At 36.8% G+C, this 22,203-nt stretch carries 21 protein-coding genes; 4 read left to right on the forward strand and 17 right to left on the reverse strand.

Annotated elements, in window-relative coordinates; all coding sequences use genetic code 11:
• Nucleotides 1–6: 6 nt before the first annotated feature.
• Nucleotides 7–378 (reverse strand): VOC family protein, encoded by a 372-nt coding sequence (locus NLJ82_RS17245; RefSeq protein ID WP_001261472.1) that lies wholly within the window; start codon nucleotides 376–378, stop codon nucleotides 7–9.
• A gap of 235 nt (nucleotides 379–613) precedes the next feature.
• On the opposite strand from NLJ82_RS17245, the gene NLJ82_RS17250 reads away from it, so the two are divergent.
• On the forward strand, nucleotides 614–2,146 hold the full coding sequence (locus NLJ82_RS17250) for a BA3702 family sensor histidine kinase (protein ID WP_000087673.1): 1,533 nt from the start codon (nucleotides 614–616) through the stop codon (nucleotides 2,144–2,146).
• Nucleotides 2,147–2,201: 55 nt separating this feature from the next.
• Here NLJ82_RS17250 and NLJ82_RS17255 read toward each other — a convergent pair whose 3' ends face one another.
• The 12 genes from NLJ82_RS17255 to hutP form a co-directional block, all read right to left on the reverse strand.
• Nucleotides 2,202–2,813 (reverse strand): alpha/beta hydrolase, encoded by a 612-nt coding sequence (locus NLJ82_RS17255; protein ID WP_000975470.1) that lies wholly within the window; start codon nucleotides 2,811–2,813, stop codon nucleotides 2,202–2,204.
• Nucleotides 2,814–2,837: 24 nt separating this feature from the next.
• A complete protein-coding gene (locus NLJ82_RS17260) occupies nucleotides 2,838–3,776 on the reverse strand; it encodes a ring-cleaving dioxygenase (RefSeq protein WP_000412746.1) in 939 nt (312 codons plus the stop codon).
• Nucleotides 3,777–4,117: 341 nt separating this feature from the next.
• Entirely contained in the window at nucleotides 4,118–5,596 is a 1,479-nt protein-coding gene (gene putP, locus NLJ82_RS17265) for a sodium/proline symporter PutP (RefSeq protein ID WP_000687615.1), read from the reverse strand.
• Nucleotides 5,597–5,894: 298 nt separating this feature from the next.
• Nucleotides 5,895–6,383: a cytochrome c biogenesis protein CcdC gene (locus tag NLJ82_RS17270; protein ID WP_001183915.1), complete on the reverse strand. Its 489-nt coding sequence runs from the start codon at nucleotides 6,381–6,383 to the stop codon at nucleotides 5,895–5,897.
• Nucleotides 6,384–6,495: 112 nt separating this feature from the next.
• A complete protein-coding gene (locus tag NLJ82_RS17275; RefSeq protein WP_000005202.1) occupies nucleotides 6,496–8,070 on the reverse strand; it encodes an FMN-binding glutamate synthase family protein in 1,575 nt (524 codons plus the stop codon).
• 67 nt (nucleotides 8,071–8,137) lie between these two features.
• Complete coding sequence (locus tag NLJ82_RS17280; protein WP_000168640.1) at nucleotides 8,138–9,265, reverse strand: alkene reductase; 1,128 nt, start codon at nucleotides 9,263–9,265, stop codon at nucleotides 8,138–8,140.
• Nucleotides 9,266–9,829: 564 nt separating this feature from the next.
• The gene (locus NLJ82_RS17285) at nucleotides 9,830–10,291 is read right to left on the reverse strand and encodes a CarD family transcriptional regulator (protein WP_000486324.1); all 462 of its coding nucleotides are present in this window, start codon (nucleotides 10,289–10,291) and stop codon (nucleotides 9,830–9,832) included.
• Between the two features lie 282 nt (nucleotides 10,292–10,573).
• Nucleotides 10,574–11,545 (reverse strand): formimidoylglutamase, encoded by a 972-nt coding sequence (gene hutG, locus NLJ82_RS17290; protein WP_000399848.1) that lies wholly within the window; start codon nucleotides 11,543–11,545, stop codon nucleotides 10,574–10,576.
• Nucleotides 11,524–12,795 carry an imidazolonepropionase gene (gene hutI / locus NLJ82_RS17295; RefSeq protein WP_000887529.1) on the reverse strand — a complete coding sequence of 424 codons (1,272 nt, stop codon included), beginning with the start codon at nucleotides 12,793–12,795 and terminating at the stop codon, nucleotides 11,524–11,526. The genes hutG and hutI overlap by 22 nt, the downstream gene beginning before the upstream one ends.
• Before the next feature lie 13 nt (nucleotides 12,796–12,808).
• Nucleotides 12,809–14,467 (reverse strand): urocanate hydratase, encoded by a 1,659-nt coding sequence (gene hutU / locus NLJ82_RS17300; protein ID WP_000416707.1) that lies wholly within the window; start codon nucleotides 14,465–14,467, stop codon nucleotides 12,809–12,811.
• 23 nt (nucleotides 14,468–14,490) lie between these two features.
• A complete protein-coding gene (gene hutH / locus NLJ82_RS17305) occupies nucleotides 14,491–16,008 on the reverse strand; it encodes a histidine ammonia-lyase (protein WP_000631839.1) in 1,518 nt (505 codons plus the stop codon).
• 104 nt (nucleotides 16,009–16,112) lie between these two features.
• Nucleotides 16,113–16,553, reverse strand: coding sequence for a histidine utilization transcription antiterminator HutP (gene hutP / locus NLJ82_RS17310; protein WP_000926516.1), 441 nt, complete (start codon nucleotides 16,551–16,553; stop codon nucleotides 16,113–16,115).
• 195 nt (nucleotides 16,554–16,748) lie between these two features.
• On the opposite strand from hutP, the gene NLJ82_RS17315 reads away from it, so the two are divergent.
• Nucleotides 16,749–17,696 carry a class I SAM-dependent methyltransferase gene (locus NLJ82_RS17315; protein WP_000166811.1) on the forward strand — a complete coding sequence of 316 codons (948 nt, stop codon included), beginning with the start codon at nucleotides 16,749–16,751 and terminating at the stop codon, nucleotides 17,694–17,696.
• 13 nt (nucleotides 17,697–17,709) lie between these two features.
• On the opposite strand, the gene NLJ82_RS17320 is transcribed toward NLJ82_RS17315, so the two are convergent.
• On the reverse strand, nucleotides 17,710–18,282 hold the full coding sequence (locus tag NLJ82_RS17320) for a DJ-1/PfpI family protein (RefSeq protein WP_000722226.1): 573 nt from the start codon (nucleotides 18,280–18,282) through the stop codon (nucleotides 17,710–17,712).
• Nucleotides 18,279–18,866: an AAA family ATPase gene (locus NLJ82_RS17325; RefSeq protein ID WP_002028186.1), complete on the reverse strand. Its 588-nt coding sequence runs from the start codon at nucleotides 18,864–18,866 to the stop codon at nucleotides 18,279–18,281. The genes NLJ82_RS17320 and NLJ82_RS17325 overlap by 4 nt, the downstream gene beginning before the upstream one ends.
• A 247-nt stretch (nucleotides 18,867–19,113) precedes the next feature.
• Between NLJ82_RS17325 and NLJ82_RS17330 the strand changes: the two genes are divergently transcribed.
• Together NLJ82_RS17330 and NLJ82_RS17335 are read left to right on the forward strand one after the other, a co-directional pair.
• Nucleotides 19,114–19,410: a hypothetical protein gene (locus tag NLJ82_RS17330; RefSeq protein ID WP_000262403.1), complete on the forward strand. Its 297-nt coding sequence runs from the start codon at nucleotides 19,114–19,116 to the stop codon at nucleotides 19,408–19,410.
• Between the two features lie 103 nt (nucleotides 19,411–19,513).
• Nucleotides 19,514–19,954 carry a DUF2621 domain-containing protein gene (locus NLJ82_RS17335; protein WP_000889391.1) on the forward strand — a complete coding sequence of 147 codons (441 nt, stop codon included), beginning with the start codon at nucleotides 19,514–19,516 and terminating at the stop codon, nucleotides 19,952–19,954.
• Nucleotides 19,955–19,983: 29 nt separating this feature from the next.
• Here the strand turns inward: NLJ82_RS17335 and NLJ82_RS17340 are convergent, their stop codons facing one another.
• Together NLJ82_RS17340 and NLJ82_RS17345 are read right to left on the reverse strand one after the other, a co-directional pair.
• Nucleotides 19,984–21,039, reverse strand: a complete 1,056-nt coding sequence (locus NLJ82_RS17340) for a hypothetical protein (protein ID WP_000896227.1) — start codon at nucleotides 21,037–21,039, stop codon at nucleotides 19,984–19,986.
• 50 nt (nucleotides 21,040–21,089) lie between these two features.
• Nucleotides 21,090–22,160 (reverse strand): hypothetical protein, encoded by a 1,071-nt coding sequence (locus NLJ82_RS17345; RefSeq protein WP_000896243.1) that lies wholly within the window; start codon nucleotides 22,158–22,160, stop codon nucleotides 21,090–21,092.
• Nucleotides 22,161–22,203 lie beyond the last annotated feature (43 nt).

The following is a 22,203-nucleotide window of genomic DNA, read 5'->3' on the forward strand; positions in this document are numbered from 1 at the left end:
TTCCACCTAGTTTTTATTTTCCATAAATTCAATTCGATTTCCGAACGGATCTGACACATAAAATCGAATTACATCTGGTCGTGCATGATCATCTATTACTTCAATGCCTTGCTGTATTAACGCTTGTTTAAATTCATCTATGTTTAAAACATAAAAAGCCGGATGTGCCTTTTTAGCTGGGGTAAAGTTTTGCTCAACTCCGATATGAATCTCTTGATTTCCACACTTAAACCAGCACCCACCGCGCTTCTTTAATTCCTCTGGCTTTGGGATTTCCTCCATACCAATTTTATTACTATAAAACTCTCGCGCTTCTTCTTCACACCCTACAGGCGCAGCTACTTGTACATGATCGATCCCTTGAATATAAGTTCTCATTTTCTCTCCCCCTCTTCTACCCTAATGTTATAAGGAAAACCTACTCCTGTAACTTACAAATGATTTATAAAACAATATAAGCTCCCCTTATTACCACCCTATACGTACTTTTCCAAAATAAAGAAAACAAAATTTATTATATAACTTCCATTTTTTATAGAAATACACGTTACATCTATATTATAGTTATGAATAGACAAATCTTTTTAGATGCTATTTGTACGGAGGAACTATTATGAGTCGTAAAAAATATTCATCAACTCAAAAAAAACGTCATCCGAACATTTCTAGACGTTTGCGAAACCATATACAAGATCGTTCATTAACAGAAATGTACGCATCTCTGTTCGAACACAACCCTGATGGTATTATTTCATTAAATTTAGAGGGAATTATTATACACACTAATCCTTCTGCTGAAAGAATACTAGGTTACACTTCTTCAGAATTAGAGCGAAAAAGCATTACCTCGATTTTAGAAGCTCATATTTCTGAGCAAGTATTACAAAATATAAAGAATACGGAAGCGGATAATCAACAAGAGTATATTTTATCTATTTATCATAAAGATGGATTCTTATTAGATGTCGTGACAAAACTAGTTCCTATTTTTGTCCAAAATCGTCTAACTGGCGTATATGCCATTATGAAGCCTCTTGAAAAATCAGAAAGAATTGAGAAAAAGCTGAAAGAAAGTGAGAAGAGATTACGCACATTAGTAAACTCCATGCCTGCGTTTGTTATATTTAAAGATCATGAAGGGCGCTGGCTTGAGGCAAATGACTACGCACTTTCTTGCTTCAATTTCCATCATGTACCTTACCACGGAAAAAAAGATAGTGAACTCATTCAATATAATGAAGCGTACCGAGAAGCTTTTTTACATTGTGAAGAAGTCGATGAATTAGCATGGCAACAAAGACAAATTCTTCATGGTGAAGAATTTATTATTCATAGAGATGATTTCGACCTAATCTTAAGTATATCGAAAGTTCCTCTCTATCACCCTGACGGCTCCCGTAAAGGTCTTATCGTAATGGGAAGAGATATTACTGAGCTAAAGGAAACGGAAAAGTTATTACGAAAATCTGAAAAGCTCGCAGTAGTCGGACAACTGACAGCTGGAATTGCTCATGAAATTCGAAATCCACTCACTTCTCTAAAAGGTTTTCTAACATTGCTACTCCCTGAAATAAATGAGGAGCAGAAGTGGTATATCGATGTTATGCTAAGTGAAATTTCACAGATGGAATCTATCACGAGTCAATTTATGGCGATGTCTAAACCACAAGTATTAGCAATCCAAACTTGTAACATACAAACTTTAATTGAAGAGGTAGTTACATTTATTTTACCAACCGCAATTATGCATAGCGTTCATATCATTATGGATCATTTTGATTACGTATATGACATTCAATGTGACGGTAACCAATTAAAACAAGTTTTTATAAATATATTAAAAAATGCGATTGAAGCAATGCCAAATGGCGGAAATATTTTCATCCAAACAAAACCATTAGAGGGTAATTTCATCTTAATACGGATCATCGATGAAGGTTGCGGTATCCCAGAAGATCGTATCTCCCGTTTAGGCGAACCTTTTTATAGTTTAAAAGAAAAAGGCACAGGGCTAGGATTAATGATGTGTTACAAAATAATTGAAGAACATCATGGTAAATTACACATTTCAAGTGAATTAAATAAAGGTACGGTCGTTGATATTCACCTACCACTTTCTTCACCTCACCTTGCAATCCAGTCTTAAATAATAAAAGAAGCATCTGCTAACGATTAGCAGATGCTTCTTTTATTATTTATACTTATAGAACTGTTTTTCCATACCATTCTTTTGCTTTTTCTACTTCACCCATCGTTAATTGATGTCCTCTATTTTCCCAATGCATTGTTACATTAGCGTTTGCATTTTCTAATAGTAGCTTCAATTCCTCTGACTCAGAAGATGAACAAATTGGATCATTTGTCCCAGCAGCAATAAACACGGATTTCCCAGCTAAATTAGGCAATTGTGTTCCTCTTCTAGGCACCATTGGGTGATGAAGCACAGCACCTTTTAACGCATTTTCGTAGTGGAATAATAAGCTTGCCGCAATGTTTGCTCCATTTGAATAACCGATAGCTACAATGTTATTTCTATCAAATTCATATGTTTTTGCAGCTTCGTCTAAAAACTCATTTAATTCCTTCGTACGGAAAATAAGATCCTCTTCATCAAAAATACCTTCTGCTAATCGACGGAAGAAACGTGGCATCCCATTCTCTAATACATTTCCACGGACACTTAATACTGAAGCTTCCGGATCCATTATTTCTGCAAGTGGTAATAAATCTAATTCATTACCTCCTGTACCATGAAGTAATAGCAATACTGGTTTTGACGTATCTTTTCCTTTTTGAAAAACATGTTTCATCATAATCCTTTTCCCCTTTCAATCACTTTAATCTAAATTTCTCACTTCAAATGGTAAAAGCGTTTGTTCAATCTGTTTTCTATGTTTTTCATATTGTTCCGGTAACTTTAATTCCTCACCCATCGTCTCTAACGATTCATCATGAGCGAAACCAGGGGGATCTGTTGCAATTTCAAATAAAATTTCACCGTGTTCTCTAAAATAAATTGCGTTAAAATAATTTCGATCTTGTACAGGAGTTACGTGGTATCCAAAACGGGACACATGCTCTTTCCAGTCTAGCTGATCAGCATCGTCACTCGCTCTCCAAGCAATATGATGAACTGTACCAACACCCATTTGACCGCGTCCGATTGTCGATAATTTCAAATCAATAATATTGCCAATATTAGCAGAAGAACGGAATCGAACAAATTCACCCTCTTCTCCAATTTTCTCAAGACCCATGATATGTTCTAACAGTTCAGCAGTTTTTTGAGGCTGCGTTGATAAAAGAACTGCACCGCCAAATCCTTTAATTGCTACTTCTGGCGTAACTTCCCCAAAAGTCCAATTATTTAATTCGCCTTCTTCTCTTTCTACTAATTCTATATGCAAACCATGTGGATCATCAAATTCTAAGTACTGTTCCCCAAATCGAGTCATTTTTGTATACGAAACATCGAATTTTTCTAATCTATTTTCCCAAAACTCCATTGCCCCTTTTGGTACAACATAAGAAGTGATTCCTACTTGACCGTCACCAATAACTCCTTGACGAGCACCTGCCCATGGGAAAAACGTAATAATTGTTCCCGGTTTTCCTCCTTCATTACCAAAATAAAGATGGTACGTACCTGGATCATCAAAATTCACTGTTTGTTTCACTAAACGTAAACCTAACACACCAGCGTAAAAATCTACATTTTCTTGTGGATGCCCTACAATCGCTGTAATATGGTGGATGCCCATTGTTTTCTTTTCCATTTCTTCCACTCCTTTTTTATTCCATTATAAAAATTGCTTTACATTAAGATTCATTATTCATTTTGTCCATACTGACTAGTAAAATCCGTCATGATAATTTTATCTCGAATTCGAGATATTGATTTTAAAATTACACATTAACTTCCAGTTCCTTAAATTATCTCAAATTCGAGATAATTATTAAAAAAATATTTAATCCATTTGAAATCTTTATTCAAAGTACAAATTAACTCGAACTCAAATTTATTATAAGTTACTTACTTTTAGTTGTCAACAAGTTCCTTATTTTCATTTTAAATAAAAAGAGAGTAAACGCCAGTTTCGTTTACTCTCTTCGCTGATCATTTCGTTTCTTCTTCCAGCACTGCTTCCATCTCATTAAATTCACGATGAATTGCTTTAACTGGTTCTTTCGTTAATAAACTTATAACAATCACAGCTAATAAGCTACAGAAGAATCCAGGTACCATTTCATACATAGTCGCTTTTAAACTTGGAATTTGTACCCAAGTAATTACAACTACTGCACCAACAATCATCCCAGCAAGAACGCCCCATTTGTTCGTTCTCTTCCAATATAAACTTAATAAAATGGCAGGTCCGAATGCTGAACCAAATCCTGCCCAAGCATAACCGACGAGTGTTAAAATTGTATCACTTGGATGATACGCTAAAACAACTGCGATCATAGCTACTACTAAAACTGACAGTCTACCGATAAATACAAGTTCTTTATCACTTGCGTTACGACGGAAAAATGTTTTATAGAAATCTTCCGTTACTGCACTTGAAATAACAAGTAATTGCGAGGAAATACTACTCATAATCGAAGCCAAAATAGCTGATAATAAAAATCCAGTAATGTACGGATGGAATAAAATATTTGAGAATGTTACAAAGACCATTTCCGGATCTTGTAATGTCGCATTATTTTTAGCGTAATAAGCAATACCAACTAGACCAGTAAGCATTGCACCTATAATTGAAATCGTCATCCAACCGATACCGATTCTACGAGAAGTTTTCAAATCTTTAATAGAGGTAATTGCCATAAAGCGGACAATAATATGTGGTTGACCAAAATACCCAAGACCCCATGCTAAAAAGGAAATAATACCAAGAATTGTGGTCCCTTTAAACATATCTAAATGCGATGCATCAACTTGCTTAATCGTATTGAATGTTTCTGTTACACCACCGACATCTGTAAAAGCAACAATTGGTACTAATACGAGAGCAATAAACATAATACACCCTTGCACAAAGTCGGTCCAACTTACTGCTAAAAAACCACCGAATAGTGTATAAGCAACTACGACACCAACAGTTACAAATAAACCAATTTTATAATCAAGGTTGAAAGAATTTTCAAACAAACGTCCACCTGATACTAAACCAGCCGACGCATAAAATGTGAAAAATACTAAAATGACGATAGCGGAGACAAAACGAAGTATTTTCGTACGATCTTTAAATCGATTCTCTAAAAAGTCTGGAATCGTAATTGAATCATTAGCCACTTCTGTATACGTTCGCAAACGCGGGGCAAGAATTAAATAGTTTACATAAGCACCTATTAATAAACCTATCGCAATCCACACACTTGATAACCCTGTCGCATACATCGCACCAGGTAATCCCATTAGCATCCAACCACTCATGTCAGAAGCACCAGCTGATAAAGCTGTAACTGCTGGACCGAGTCCCCTTCCGCCTAACATATAATCTGATAAATCGGATGTCTTCTTATAAGACCAATAACCGATATACAACATACCTGCCATATAAATAGCAAGCGAAACCATAATCTCAATCTTCACCAAATCTCTCCCTTAGTTACATAAGCCATTCAAAATTTCGAAAAATGACTTTTTCTATTTTCTTGTTTTCGCTTATGGTTCCCTACCTTAACAAACATTTTTTGTTCTTTCAAGTGAACAGGTGTTTTTTACTGCATGTGAAAACCTTCATAAACGCCTTTATCCCAGTGGATTACCCGGTTTTTAACATAAATTAAAGTAAAAATATTCAGAAAACAAAAAACGCTTTTCCACTTCTTATTTTCATTTATTTATCCGACAAATTTTCAAAAGAAAAAGCCATACAAATGCATGGCTTTTAGCTTATTGGCATCGTAATTTTCTCTTTCTCTACGTAAACTTTACGAAATTTTATATAGCAGCCAATACGCCAAGGTACTATATAACAAACCGCAAGGGTGTAGAAAAGAATGCCGATTGACTTTGGATCTAAACCTTGTAAATGTCTTCTAAAATAAGTACGTAAAAGAACGATAACTAAAAATGTAGCAATAAAAGCAATACTTTTTTTCGCATAAATTTGACCATCTTCTCTCACTTCATACCCACTTAAAATAATAAGTGGAATTGACAATAACAGTCCAATCCCAGCAGCTATCCCAATTTGCCAACCAGCAAGTTGTATCGGTGCAGCATATAAAGAAAAACCTGGTAATAAAAAGAATAATGGCAATAATAGTCGTCTTCCTTTATTTTTAATTGGTCGATTCATAGAACGCATACGTCTAAATATAACGAGCCCTATGACGAGTAAAAAAATTGTAATACTGTACGAACCTTGCTGCAAGTGAATCTCTCCCTAAAAATAGTCATTTTTAAAATCTTTTCCCATTATACTCCTAATATTTCCTAAATAATATAATTATCCCTTCGAAAAATCTTACATTTTCAATATACTTTTAGCTTTGATTTATTATAGGAAATAATTCCGAAAGAGGCACCACCCGCCCCACCTCATCTTTAAATACAATATGCTCCCTCGTTAAATGACGCGGACTCTTTACTCCCGCTGCTGCTGCAAGTGAGAACAAACTATATCTCATACTTATTATATAATTCATAACTCGCCACTTCTTCTCATACGGATCTAACGCTTTTTGATAGTGCGGATTCGTCGTGGCCACACCAGATGGACATTGGCCAGAGTTACATTGAAGCGCCATAATACAACCGCTTGCCATCATAAAACCACGTGCCGAGTTTACAGCATCTGCACCAATCGCTAAAGCAATTGCCACTTTATCTGGTGTAATTAATTTCCCCGAGGCAAACACTTTGAATTTATCACGAACACCATACTGATTCGCTGTATCAATACATGTCAGTAACGCTGGAATAAGCGGCATCCCCATACTATCTGCCATCGATTTATATGTTGCTCCTGATCCACCTTCTGAACCGTCAATTGTAATAAAATCCGGATAGATATTTAACTCTTTCATCGTTTTAAATAAATCTTCCAACGGCTCCTGCTGTCCAATTACAATTTTCATACCGATTGGTTTCCCGCCAGTTTCTTGCAAACGCTGAATAAAATAAAGTGTATCTGCCGCATTATTCAAAAATGAAAATCGATTCGGAGAATTAATCGTTTCTCCTACTCGTACATTCCGAACAGAAGCAATTTTCTCATTTACTTTTTGCCCCTCTAAATGACCACCACGTATTTTCGCACCTTGCCCAAATTTCAATTCAAATGCTTTAATATTACTTTCTTTCACTTTCTCCATAAATTTCTCCATTGAAAAATTCCCGTCCTCATCACGGTATCCAAATAGTCCTGGACCAATTTGCGCAACGATATTCGCCCCTGTATGTAAATGTTCTGGAATAATGCCACCTTCACCAGTATTAATCCACGATCCGCCTGCCATTCTCGCTCCAAAGCCGCTCGCTAAAATATAATTTTCGCCAATCGCACCGTAAGAAGTTGCTGATGCCCCAAACATGCCATACAGTTTCCACGGATATTTACGATTTTCGCCGACGATAATTGCATCGTCTTCTTCGTATAACCAAAGATTCGTTGTATCCGCTGTCAATTTTTCTCTCCGTGAAAATAATCCTTCTTTATGAATCACATACTTTTTCCCTTCACGTTCTTGCGTTACGTTCACACTTAATTCTTCTGTTAATACCGGAAACAACGTATTAGCAATATAATAACCAGATGCTTCAAAATCTCGTTTCGACCCAAAACCAAGTATTTCAGAGCGATACTTCGCTAAAAACATAACACTTTGAAAATCGTAACGTGAAAAAGGTTTTCCATCTGTATCGTGATCAAACCAATATTGTCGGAATTCCGGCCCTATCTTTTCCAGTAAGTAACGCATTCTTCCTAAGTATGGATGTAATTTTAAAATAGAATGATGCGTCCGTTTTTTTATAAAAAATGTGATAATAAAAAAGACGATTAAAAGCAACATTAATAATAGTAATATGCTAATAATAACGAGTAGCGTTTCACTCATCTCGCTTCCCCCTATGAAATTCCATAATAAAAGGAGAACACTCCATGTGTTCTCCTTTTATCTTTATTCAAATTAATGTAGCAAGATGCTCTTTCGCGTCATATTCAACTAAACTTTCAGCATGTTTAATTCGATGAACAAAATCTGGATTAGCAATTAACGGTCTTCCGAATGCAGCTACGTCAATTGTTCCTTCTTGCAACGCTTCTTCAGCTTCTTTCGGATTCAAATTACCAACCCCAACAATCGTACCCTCCCAATATTTTCTTACTAATTGATGAAAATTCTTTCCGTCAGCAATCACTTGCGTATAATTCATCGTTGAAGGATGAATCATCGTTAATCCAACTTCTTTAAACATATTTACAAATGTTTCAATTGCCAGCTCAGGGTTTTCCCACATATAAGTAGGATTATCCCCTTTAAAAGCAGAGAAACGAAGAAGTGTTTTATCAGCTCCAACTGCTTCTATTACAGCCTCAGTTACTTCTTTCATAAACGTTAATCTTTGCTTTAAGTCACCGCCATATTTATCAGTACGCTTATTTGCAAACTCATAAGTAAATTGATCAATTAAATATCCGTGTGCACCGTGAATTTCTACCCCATCAAACCCAGCTTCAATCGCATTTTTTGCAGCTTGTGCGTATTGACTAATAACTTCTTGTATTTCTTGTAACGTCATTGCTTCTGGTGTATCAAATGGTTTGCGAAAACGTGGAACATTCCCTTCTGCAGCGATGGCAGAAGGCGCTTGCGGCATTTGCCCACCAATTATTTCGTGATGACTCATACGTCCAACATGCCATATTTGAGCAATAATCGTCCCGCCTTCTTTATGTACTGCCTCTGTAACAGGTTTCCAAGAGTCGATTTGTTCTTGCGTATAAATCCCTGGTACTCCTGGATTGCCTTTCGCTCTCGGACTAATGATAATTCCTTCTGTAATAATTAATCCAACTCCGTCAGCAGCACGCTTTCTATAGTACTCCACTACATCAGCACCAACTACTCCAGTTTCATTGTCTGCAAAGCATCTCGTCATCGGTGCCATTGCTATGCGATTACGAAGAGACCAAGCTCCGACTTGAATCTGATCAAACAACTTCGTTTCTTCAATATTTTCAAAAGATCCCCAAGCGTTTACATTTGTTCCTTCATAAATACTTGCCGCTTTATTATTAGAACTTGCCATTTTTCTTCCCCCTTAAAAATTCTTGCTATAATCGCATCATACTTACTTTTAAATAGTAACGTCAATTTATACGACTTTTCTATAAAACATTCGAATATCCAAAAAACAGAATGCTATAAATAAACTAAAAAGGTTTCCTTAGTAGGAAACCTTTTTTAGTTGATCATATATGGCTGTCAATTTCTTCATCTCTTTAATATAAAGAATCCCTTATCAATAGAAGTGAAAATGGTTCAGTATTCTTCTAAAAATAATAACTTATATACCTAAAACAATGAAAGCCCTACCTCTCTTTCATCCTTACGGCTCCTCGTCCGTGCCAGTGTGAATCAGGATTGCAAAAATCAAGTAACTATTTTATCGAAGTATTGAATTAAACTTCGAACATTCGTAAAAGAATTAAAAAATAAAAATGGATTTGATTGTAGTAATAACAAAAGAGGTTAATGCTCTAAAAGTGGTTTGAAAGAGTTGAATGTCTTTGAAATGATTGATTGTCTATAATTATGTTCCCAAAAAATTCAAAACCTTTTTTGGGATGCAATATATTATTTGTAATGAACCTTAACAAAAGCTTTTTATTTGATTTTCTGTGATACCTTCAATTAATCCCAGTTCACTAATCAAAAATTCATGTGCGTTATCTAACATTTTCTTTTCGCTTGCATTAAGTGCCTTTTCTTTCTGTATACGCATTAAATCACGCACAACCTCAGCACCTTCTTGCATTTTACCTGTTTTTATTTTATCAGTATTCACTTTGTACCTTTGTTTCCACGTAAGTAATCTATCTGATTCTCCATGCTGAAAAATATCTATTATGTGTATTAATGCCGTGATATCTGTAACTGGTCGTATATTTGAATTCAATATTTTCCCTTCTGGAATCATTATTTCCATATTACTAGCCGACATTTTTATAACATAATACTGTTGTTTTTTTCCTGCAATTTCCTTCTCTTCTATGGCTTTAATTATACCTGCTCCTTGCATTGGATAAACAATGTTATCGCCAATTTGAAACAAATAATCCACCTCCATATATGGTAACCTTCTCAAGTTTAACACACATTCGTTTTTTTTAGCAAAATTTTTATTTTATCACAAAATCATTTTACGTGTCAATCCTTATAAACTAAGAAAATGACTTCGTAAAATATCACTAAAAACCCGCGTTCTTATTAACTTTTCCACACGTACATACATTCTAATTTCACCTTCTCTTTTTACATAAAAACACATTACTACATATGAGTAGTAATGTGTTTTTTATACAGAATCTGTAAATACCCCCTATTCATTTTACACCTATATACTAACCTGCTTACGGATTGTCTCCCTCGCCAAAAGAAAACTCATAATCACTTGCGCAGCTACTCGACTCGTCATATCTCTAAAATCGAGGGTTGGATCAATTTCTACAATATCCATCCCTTGAACAAGCGGTTCGTTACCAAGCAATTCAATCGCATCAAGTAAAGTTGTACTGTCCATTCCACCAGGACCGATTGCTGGACAACCTGGTGCAAATGCTTGATCTAGCACATCCATATCAAGAGAAATGTAAATAGAGGTCACGCCTTGCTTTCTTAATACTTCAATACTTTCTATAATAATATCTTTGATTTCTCGCTCTCGTACATCTTTCATTGTATACACTGTCACATCTTGTTCTTTTGCATATTCATGGTACGCTCGTGCATTTGAAAAATTACGAATTCCGATTTGAACGAGTTGTTTTCCTGTAATCACATCATTTTCTAGTAAACTACGGAACGGTGTACCATTTGACGGACCACCATCTTCTAAATTGCGCAAATCATGATGGGCATCAAATTGAATAATACCGACCTTCCCTTTACTATTTGCAAATCCTGTTATACTCGGAAAACTAATCGAGTGATCCCCACCAAGAACGATTGGTATCATGTTCGGATTTACTTTCGTTACATGACCAACTGTTTTCGCAATTCGGTTATGACTTTCTTTTATATTCGTCACATGCATCGTAATATCGCCGCAATCATATAAGACACTTTCTTTCATATCATGTTCTTCTGTAATTGCATACGTGCTATATGCATCTAACATCGCACGAATTGTTTTTGGAGCAAAACTTGCTCCTGAATGACTAATAGACGGTTTAGAAAGGGGTGCTCCAATTAAGGCCGCACCGAATATTTCCACGCCTTCCTCCCAATCTTTAATCATTTCACTCCATTTTGTCACTTCACGATCGATAAACTTGGCATTTTTCTTTAAATAGTGGCCGTGCTCCACGATTGTTCACCTCTTGTATATGCGATATTACCATTCTTCCATACTGTATTTACATGACTTACGCCGTAATGATACGGTACGTAAGCATAATTGTAAGCATCCCATAGCACTAGATCTGCCTTGCGACCTACTCTAATTTTCCCAGCTACGTCACCACGATTAATTGCGTAAGAAGAGTTAACTGTTACGGCATTCCAAACTTCTTCTGGTGTCATTTTCAACTTCAGCATTGCGATGCTCATAATAAGCTGAATGTTTTCCGTTGGACAGCTGCCTGGGTTAAAGTCTGTAGCTAAAGCTACCGCAACACCTTCATCGATCATTTTACGACCGCGAGCAAAGCTTTCTTTATTTAAATAGAAAGTTGTTCCTGGTAATAAAGTGGCTACTGTATTAGAGTTTGCAAGCATTTCAATTCCTTTATCAGAAGCACCAACTAAATGGTCCGCTGATGCTGCACCAATTTCAGCTGCCGCTTCCGCACCACCAAGAGGATCAATTTCATCCGCATGAATTTTCACATCAAAGCCAAGCTCTTTCGCTTTTAATAAAAACTCTTTTGACTCTTCAACAGAGAACACGCCTGTTTCGCAGAAAATATCAACAAATTCAGCTAATTGCTTCTCTTTCATTTCTGGCAGTAAGTCTAACATCCATTGTAAAAATTCTTTCGATCTACCTTTATACTCTTTCGGAACTGCATGAGCACCTAAAAATGTAGAAACTAAATCGATTGGATGCTCTTTTTGTAATTGTGCAGTTGCCTCTAATTGTTTCCATTCTGTCTCATCATCTAATCCGTAACCACTCTTCGCTTCTACAGTTGTAACTCCGAAAGATAGCATACGGTCTAAATGGAATTTCGCTTTTTGAACGAGTTCTTCTTTCGACGCCTGTTTCGTTGCATTTACCGTCGAAAGAATACCTCCGCCTTGTTCCAAAATTTCTAAGTACGGAACTCCTTGTAATTTTAGCGCGATTTCATTTTCACGAGATCCACCAAATACAAGATGAGTATGCGGGTCAACAAGGCCAGGAGAAACCATTTTCCCGCCGCAATCAATAACCTCTTTCGCTTGTAACCCTTTTGCTTCTTCCGCTGTTCCAACGAAAGTGATCACACCATTTTCAATTCCAACCGCACCGTTTTCGATAACAGGAAGCGTGTTCATCGCTTCCCGTCTTAACAAGCCATCTTCTTGATCCATTGTTAGTAATTGACCGATATTGATTAGTAAAGTGTCCAGCATGTTTTTCTCCTCCTTATTTCATCATTGGAATGTTAACGCCTTTTTCTTTCGCTGTTTCCACAGCTAAGTCATACCCTGCATCCACGTGACGAACAACACCCATACCAGGGTCAGAAGTTAATACGCGCTCAATACGTTTTGCTGCTGCTTCTGTTCCATCTGCAACGATAACCATTCCAGCGTGAAGTGAATAACCCATACCAACGCCGCCACCGTGGTGAACAGATACCCAGCTTGCACCGTTTACACTGTTAATTAATGCATTCAAAATTGGCCAGTCAGCTACTGCATCACTACCATCTTTCATCGCTTCTGTTTCACGGTTTGGAGATGCTACTGATCCGCAATCTAAATGGTCACGGCCGATAACGATTGGTGCTGATAATTCACCATTTGCAACCATTTCATTAATGATGCGACCAAATTTCGCACGCTCACCGTAACCAAGCCAACAAATACGTGACGGAAGACCTTGGAACTCAACTTGCTGACGAGCCATACGGATCCAGTTACATAAATGCTCATTATCAGCAAACTCACGTAAAATTACTTCATCTGTTTTATAAATATCTTCTGGGTCACCAGAAAGTGCTACCCAGCGGAATGGTCCTTTTCCTTCGCAGAATAATGGACGGATAAATGCTGGAACGAATCCTGGGAAATCGAATGCATTTTTCAAACCTTCATCAAAAGCAACTTGGCGAATGTTATTTCCGTAATCAAATGTAATTGCGCCTTTTGCTTGCATAGTAAGCATTGCTTCCACATGTTTTGTCATGCTTTCTTTTGATAATTGTACGTAACGTTCTGGATCTTCTTCACGAAGTTTTGCTGCTTCTTCTAATGTGTAACCTACTGGAATATAACCGTTTAATGGATCATGAGCAGATGTTTGATCTGTAACTAAATCTGGCGTAATATTACGCTTCACTAGCTCTGGTAAAATCTCTGCCGCATTTCCTAATAAACCAATAGAAATCGGTTCTTTCTTCTCTTTATACTCGTTCGCAACCGTTAATGCTTCTTCTAATGATTCTGTATACATATCACAGTATCTCTTTTCAATACGGCGATCGATACTGCGCTTATCAACATCAATAGCGATAACAACACCGCCATTCATCGTTACAGCAAGAGGTTGTGCACCGCCCATACCACCTAAACCAGCAGTAAGTGTTAATGTACCTTTTAATGAACCACCGAAATGTTGACGTGCCGCTTCACCAAACGTTTCATATGTCCCTTGTAAAATACCTTGTGTTCCAATGTAAATCCAGCTACCTGCTGTCATTTGTCCATACATCATAAGACCCTTTTTCTCTAGTTCACGGAAGTGATCCCAGTTCGCCCACTTCGGTACTAAGTTTGAGTTCGCTAAAAGAACGCGAGGTGCATCTTCATGTGATTTAAAGATTGCAACTGGTTTTCCTGATTGAACAAGTAATGTTTCATCGCTTTCTAACGTTTTTAATGAATCTACAATTGCATTGTAGCTTTCCCAGTTACGAGCTGCACGGCCGATTCCACCATATACAACTAATTCTTCTGGCTTTTCAGCAACTTCCGGATCTAAATTGTTCATTAACATACGAAGTGCAGCTTCTTGCACCCACCCTTTCGTTTGTAACTCAGTACCTCTTGGCGCGCGAATTGTTTGTTTAACTTTTTCCATTTCAATCTCTCCCTTGTCTCATTTTATAGTGCTGCGTTTACATCTAATCTTTCTTTTATCGAATAATTCGTTTTTAACCAATACGCAATATTTTCAATATCCGTTGAGAATATACGGTCATTAGTAATAGAAGGTACTTGTTGACGACCTTGATGATAGAAGCTCTTCGTCACTGTACTCATGTTTTCAATACCGCGATATTCTGCTGCTTGCATCGCACAAATCATCTCAATTGAAAGAACACGTCTTACATTTTGAATAATTTGATGTGCATGGCGTGAAGCAATTGTTCCCATACTTACGTGATCTTCTTGGTTAGCTGATGACGGGATTGAATCAACACTCGCCGGATGTGCTAACGTTTTATTTTCAGAAACTAGTGACGCTGCAGCATATTGCATAATCATTGCACCAGACTGAAGTCCTGGTTCTGGACTTAAAAATGGTGGTAAATCGTTTAACTGTGGATTTACTAAGCGTTCAATACGGCGCTCTGAAATATTTGCAAGTTCTGCCATTCCAACTTTTAAGAAGTCCATCGCAAATGCAATTGGTTGACCGTGGAAATTACCACCTGAAATTACTTTTTCTCCGCCATCAAAAATAAGTGGATTATCTGTCGCGGCATTCATTTCAATTTCTAATTTTTCTTTCACATAATTTAAAACTTGCCAAGAAGCACCGTGTACTTGCGGAATACAGCGAAGTGAATAGGCATCCTGCACACGTAGTTCTCCTTGTTTCGTTGTTAATTTACTATCATGAAGGATGTCACGAATTCTGCTTGCTACTTCCACTTGCTCTTTATAACCACGTGCTTTATGAACATTTTCATCAAATGCATCAATAATGCCTTGTAAACCTTCAATTGTCATAGATGCAATGAATTCAGCTTGATAAGCCGTTGCTTCTGCTTCTATATAAGAAAGAACTCCTTGCGCTGTCATCGCCTGCGTACCATTAATTAACGCCAGACCTTCTTTCGCTTCAAGTTCAATTGGCTCAAGACCTTCTTCTGTAAGAGCGACCATTGCATGAACGCGTTTTCCTTTATAGAACACTTCACCTTCGCCTAATAATACGAGCGCAAGATGAGATAAAGGTGCTAAATCGCCACTCGCACCAAGTGAACCTTGTTGCGGAACGACTGGGTGAATTTTGCGATTTACAAACTCAAGAAGCATATTTACAACGAGCGGTCTAACACCAGATACTCCTTTAAGCATCGTGTTCGCTCGTAAAATTAACATACCGCGTGATACTTCTTCAGGGAAAGGATCGCCTATCCCACATGCATGTGACTGAATTAAATTGTGCTGAAGTGCCTTTACATCATCTTTTTGAATTAGCACATCACTAAACTTTCCAAATCCAGTTGTAATACCGTAAACGACTTTTCCGTCTTCTACAATTTTCTCAACTACTTCGCGGCATTCCGCTACCTTTTGCATACTATTTGGACAAGCTGTTACACCTTCCCCTTCAAGTAACAACCTCTTCATTTCTTCAATTGTCAATGTATGTCCCGTTAATGTAATCATTCTTTTTCCTCCTTAAAAAGGCAAAAGGGGGCCTTATCTTTTTAAGACAGACTTCTGTCCTAAAAAAAGTAAGGCCCCCTTCTAACTAATAGACTATGGGCAAATCATATGTGATTAATTCCTAAACCAATCGCCTCATGCTCAGATCCTTTTACAGGTGCACCAATCGTTCCATATAATGCAACAGCAACCCATTCGCCCTCTTTTTTTCCGTCGTATGGTGTACCGCGCACAATCGCAAAGCGAAGTCCTACTGTACGAAGAACGTCTGCTAACTGAATTTGACCTCTCGTCACTCCGTACAAAGCTTCCATAATTGCGTGATAAAGTGCATGTGTTTCTCTGTAAACGTCTGTTTCAATAACTTGGTTGCTCTTAGCCGCTGTTTCCATTGCTGCGACAACCTTTTGCGAATTCATCGAACCCACTTTCCCCGTACAATACTTCCAACCTTTTGGGATAGATAATACAGGGCTTTCATTCTCATCCGCAAGTGCCAACAGCATGGCCATACGACCAATTCGATGTGTTCCTTGAAGAAGCATGTGACTCTCTCATTTCTTTTAATTATTTGAATATTTCTTAATTTAAGAATATATGAAAACGGTTAAATCGTCAATAGTTTAAACTCACATTCAAACAATTTTTTCATCCCCTCCATTTGTGTACACAAATGATTTACACAAATTTTTCAGGCGTGTTATAGTCTCACTAACCGATACAAAGGGGGAGAGATTTCAGTGACAAAGCGAAAAAACATTCATTTTCGAATTGAAGAAAAATTACTTGAAAGGTTTGAAGCTGCACTCCATTACGAAGGCTTAAAGAAAACCGACGTATTAACGCACGCAATTCAGCAATTTTGCACGAAGGTGGAATGCGAAAAGATGAATGATGTAAAACGCCAGTACAATGTAAGCAACCATTTGCAAATACGTATTGATACGCATAAACATTACGAAGAAAAACAAGTGAATTTAGATGAAGTCGTCATGGATCATTTACAACTTCAAGGAGACGAGAAAATATTAGAGGTTGGGTGCGCTAACGGAAAATTTCTTTCCTTTTTGCAAGCGAATGGCCATAAAGGTCAATTAACAGGTTTTGATCAATCAGAAGCCATGCTCTCTGAAGCCACTAAAACAAATACTTTAATTGAATGGAGACTAGGTGACGCTGAAAAACTTCCTTTTGAAGCCAATTGCTACGACTGGATCGTCGCAAGACATATGTTATATCATATGAAAGATGTTGAAAGAACTATCCAAGGGTTCCATAAAGTAATACGTCCTGGTGGCTCACTTTTAGCTACTACAAATTCTGACGTTACATTACCTCGTATAGTTGAAATGTGTAATCGCATGTTAGACGCATTTGATTTACCGAAAACAACATCTTCAGTCACGCCATTTTGTTTGGAAAATGGTAAAGAGATATTACAGTCTGTTTTTTCAACTGTTGAAGAAGCAGCTATTCATAATGCTCTCGTTTTTCATCATGCTACTCCAATTGTAAACTATATTTCTAGCATGTTTCCGTCGCTAAATATACCTGATAATACACATCTTCACGCCGAAATGAAGGAATGCCTAAAAGAAGAAGTAGAAAATGAATTGGCAATTCATAACGGTATATGGCGCGATCCGAAAACGTTAGCCATTTATCGATGTCAAAAAGAAAAAAGCTAGCAAATGCTAGCTTTTATACATTCTCAGGCAAAAGCTCCTCCATCATCACATTCCCCTTACCACTGTAAAAATTTATATTGTGTTCGTTCGCTATCCCAAAATAAGAGGCAATCGCTATTCCAAATGGTACAAATGCATGCCCCTGCGCTGTAATAATGTTTGAATGTTCCACAACTTCTTCATACACAAAATTTTCTACTGGAAAACAATCTAATTTTCTATAATCCATAGTTACTGTATACGGGTTTTCTTTGAATAAGCCTGCTTTTGCTAGTGCATAAGGCCCAGCACAAATAGCAGCTACTAATTTTTCTTGTTCGTGAAACTGACGGATGACTGAAAAGAGTCCTTCTGCATCCTTCATATGTATCGCATCTCCGCCTGGAATAATAATCCCCTCATATTCTTCTACACGTACTTCACTTAATTCTATATGCGGTTGCACTTGCAAACCTGTTTCACTTATAATCAATTCTTTCGTTAAGCCAGCTGTAATGATTTCATATTTATTTTTCAGCAATGCCGTTGCTACTGTTATTTCAAACTCCACAAATGTTGGGTATACAAATAAAAGTATTTTTTTCATATCCCTCTCTCCTTTAACCAATCCATAAAATATCCCTCTAATTCTTCCGCTGTTAGTCTATTCGTGTCCACATAAGTTACAGGAAATTGTTTATACCAGTCTTTTTCAGTTTCTACTAATTTAAATTGCTCCTCAAATGTACTTCTGTTTCTTGTTCTATCATTATTTTTTCTATTATATAAATTACTTTCCGAGCCATCTAAATAAAAAATAGCATCTGAACGACATTCTCTTAATTTATATAATTCATCTCTTAATGCAGTTTCTATATCCCACTCTTCTCCTATAATCTTTGGATAAAAGATTGTATAAAATTCAATATCTTCTGGTCCACGATCAAAAATTACGACTGAACCTTTCGCATTTTGAAACTCTTTTATTTTAGCTTCTATAAACATTTTTTGATTTAGAATAAACCCTTCTTTTGAATTTATATCCAAATTTAATACTCTTCGCTTTTCTACAATTGGATAAGGGTTTTCATATATAACTGAAAACCCACATCGCTCTAACCTTTTAGCCAATGTCGTTTTTCCGCTTGCCATCGGTCCTTGGAGTGAAATTACATATGCCATTCCTCTCATTCCCTTGCGCTTTAGTAAAACTATAATATACAGAATATTGAAAACTATCAACGAAATATATATCATCTTGTTTCTTATTCTTATCTAACATATAATAAAAAATAGAGATTATGACGGACGCATCAATAATGTAAGCTTGGAAATCCAAGCTTACATTATTTTTTGCTTTCCCTTTTCTAATAAAAAGAGTATACTAGATTAGAACGTATGTTCTTAATGATTACATACAGTAAGGAGATAGAACAAAATGGTATACGACACAAAAGCAATTTCTTGGAATGAGTCTTTAAAACAACTTCAACGCCGCTATACAAACAAACAAGTTGACCGAAAAGAATTTGAGGATATTGAACTGATGGAATTCTTCCGCGATAACGACTACATTTCTTTACCTACACATATAAGCGGCCTATCAACAGCACGTTTTACTTCTTACTCTATTTTCACAACTGAAGATAAAGATCGTAAAGTTGGCACATTAATCATTGAATATGTAGAAGATGATAATAATAATTTATGTGTGGAACAACTATACTTTGTTTAAATGATAACGCTTGGTCAAAATGACCAAGCGTTCTTGCTTTCTATGAATCTCACTGTTTATAATATAAATAAAAGAAAACCGCAATCATTAAGGGGGGATACGCTTGCTCGAAGGATGGTTCAGTTGGTTTATTGTGCTATGGACTGTTATTTTATTAGGACTTATGTCTATCGGTGGATACTTTATGTTCAGAAAATTTTTAAAACGATTACCAAAAGAAGATGGTATGTCCATTTTAGATTGGGAAGAGCACTATATTAATAAAACTAGGCATTTATGGAATGATGAACAAAAACAATTATTAGAAGAGCTCGTAAGTCCTGTTCCAGAACTATTTCGCGATGTCGCTAAATCAAAAATTGCTGGCAAAATCGGAGAACTTGCCTTACAAGAAAAAGCCTCTCAAATTACACAAGATTTAATTATTAAAGGGTATATTATTGCTACACCGAAGCGTGATCATAAATTTTTAGTGAAAAAACTACAAGAAAAAGAGATTGATTATTCTAACTATCAATCATTACTAACAAAATACCTCTCATAAAAAAGATTGCTAACTTATAGCAATCTTTTTTAACTTACAGTTACTGATTTTACTGCTGTTAATTTAGCCTCCGCCAAGTCTATTTGTAATCCAACCGCACTTGTATAAATTGTATCTCCGGTACCTGTAATATTTACTTGTGTAGATGTCGTATTTGGTGCAATAGAACCTGTTGCATTTACATTTGTAATATCAAACTCAGCTCTTGCATTTGCAGTTGTAGTCGTTCCAGAAAAATTCCGATCTGCAAAACTACCAATTGTATTTAAATTTCCATTAATATCATTTACTTGCCCTCTAAAAAAGTTCCCTATTGGATTATTTGGTCCTGTTAATGTCACAGAGTTCAATTGAAAATTATCACCTGTAAAATTCGGATCACCATTTACCGCCATTACAAAAGCTCTTGCTGTCACCGTCCCTGTAGCTGGTGTAAAAAATCCTGAAATGGTTTGTGGTGTACCGGATAATAAAAAACCTGGAAATAAACTCACATTTCTCATCGGATATGAGGAATCACGATATACAACAATCAACGACCATCCTGCACCATAACCAACTGGCTGACGCGTAGGTAATCTTGTCACACTATATCTTCCTGCTGCTCGATTTGGTAGCCCTTGTAGTAAAGATGTAACGTCTGCTGCTCGATTATATACATTGGCTATAAAAGGTAAATTCGTCCCTCCTGATGACCATGCTGAATTTATTGTCACTTGTGTACTCGTTCCATCAGGCGTAACTAAATTTGGCGGATTCGCATCAACAACAGCAGTTGTAACAGCCGTATCCAATCCACCTGACCAAACAAGTAACGCAAAATCTACAACCGCCGTAGCTGGAACGATAGTAGTTGATGGATTTAATTCAGCCCATGAGCCATCTAATGTCCAATCATTTGTTGTACCTCCAAATGTATTCGGGTCCGTCGATGAAGGAACTCCTCCAAAAGTAGAATCTGTATTTAATGTTATAAGTGCATTGTAAGCAAAGTTTGTATTTGCAGTACCGCGCATTCCCATCGTATTACCCGTATGCATCATAAATAAGTTATCGTTTTTACCGTAAGCTTGAACAAAAGCCAATAGAATTCACTCCTATTAGGATAAAAAATTTTATTAAAGTTTTCAATTTTTTAACTCACTATTACTGATTTTGTAGCAGTTAAACGTGCCTCCGCTAAATCTATTTGTAAACCGACAGCACCAGCGTAAAGATAATCAAATGTATTTGGGATATTCACGATAGTAGAAGTAGAGCCGGCTGTTAACACGCCATTTGCGGGTACATTTGTCACATCAAACTCTGCACGCCGATTAGTCGCAGAAGTACCAATTGGCATATTTCTATCCCCAAAACTTCCGACTGTATTTAAATTTCCCAAATAATTATTTACTTGTGAAGCAAAAAAGTTATTTATTAAATTATTAGGTCCTGAAAGTCCCGTACCGTTTAAGTTAAATCTATCACCTGTCGCATCAGTATCACCATTAATTGCCATTGTAAATACACGAGCATTAACCGGCGCTACAGCTGGAGTGATAAAATTTGAAATCGTTGCTGTCTCACCCAATGTAGAAATGAGTAAACCAGTATATAAACTAACATTCCTAATAGGATATGAATTATCGCGATATACAACAACCAATGCCCATCCTACGCCTGTCCCTTGCGTCGGAGGATTTGCCGTGGGAACCCTTTCTACAAAATAATCCCCCGCTGCTCGATTTGAAAGCCCTTGTAGAATATTTGTTACATTTGCAGCACGTGTATAAATGGTACCTTGAAATGTTCCGCTTGATCTCGTCTCTCCCCATGCAGGAACACTCGTAATTGTATGAGTGACCCCATCCGGTGTTTGTAAAGTAGGTATATTGTTATTTACCACCGTTTCTGTCACAGTTGCACTCAATGTTCCTTGCCATACTAGCATTGCAAAGTCTATAGTTGCTGTTGCTGGTACATCTGTTACTGAAGGATTAAGTCTTGCCCAAGAACCATTTAATGTCCAATCATTTGTCGTTCCCGCAAAAGTTAATGGATCTACCGAAGAAGGAACTCCTGCAAAACTTAAATTTGTATCTCTTGTTATTAATGCATTGTATTGATACGCCGTCGCTGTTGTAATACCACGCATGCCAACTGTATTCCCTGTGTGTACCATAAATAAAGAGTCCGTTTTCGTATATGTTTGTACAAAAGCCAACAATTCCACTCCTCTTCCATATAAGATAAATATTTATTCGCTA

Origin of the sequence: Bacillus paranthracis (genome assembly GCF_024296885.1) — a bacterium.
Taxonomy (GTDB): domain Bacteria; phylum Bacillota; class Bacilli; order Bacillales; family Bacillaceae_G; genus Bacillus_A; species Bacillus_A paranthracis.